This window comes from Treponema sp. R8-4-B8 (assembly GCF_054786175.1).
In genome coordinates, this window is sequence record NZ_BDHE01000156.1 from 1 (window position 1) to 836 (window position 836).

The 836-nt window shown below is 50.1% G+C and carries 1 protein-coding gene; it reads right to left on the reverse strand.

The features are described 5' to 3' along the window. The coding region (locus ACYVRA_RS07570; RefSeq protein ID WP_461252132.1) for a WD40 repeat domain-containing protein at positions 1-836 on the reverse strand (836 nt) is incomplete at both ends.

An 836-nucleotide genomic window follows, 5' to 3' on the forward strand; every position in this document is an offset into this window, starting at 1 on the left:
CGATTTCTTTGCCGGTGGCAACGTCCCAGATGCGGGTGGTATTATCCTGTGAGCCTGAAACAACGGTTTTACTGTTGGGGCTGAACGCTACGGATTCAACACCCCATGTATGCCCCGAAAAGGTTCGTATCTCCCGCCCGCTTGCTATGTCCCACAGTTTTACCGTGTTATCCCATGAACCTGAAAGCGCCTGTTTCCCGTCAGGGCTGAACGCTACGGAATTAACCGATCTTGAATGCCCCGAAAAGGTTCGTATCTCCCGCCCGCTTGCTATGTCCCACAGTTTTACCGTATTATCCCATGAACCTGAAAGCGCCTGTCTCCCGTCAGGGCTGAACGCTACGGATATCACCAAATGTGTATGACCTGAAAGAGTGCGGATCTCACGTCCTGTGACTGCGTCCCAGAGTTTTATCGTAAAATCATATGATCCTGAAACAACGGTTTTACCGCTAGGGCTGAACGCTACTGATTGCACTATACCTGAATGACCAGACAGGGTGCGGATCTCACGCCCTGTACCTACGTCCCAAAGTTTTATCATCTCATCTTCTGATCCTGAAACAACGGTTTTACCGTCAGGGCTGAACGCTACGGATTCCACAGCCTTTGAATGACCAGACAGGGTGCGGATCTCACGCCCTGTACCTGTGTCCCATAGTTTTATTGTCTTATCATCTGATCCTGAAACAACGGTTTTACCGTCAGGACTGAACGCTACGGATTGCACAGCCTTTGAATGACCAGACAGGGTGCGGATCTCACAACCTGTACCTGCGTCCCAGAGTTTTATCTTCTTATCCCGTGATCCTGAAACAACGGATTTACAGTCAGGG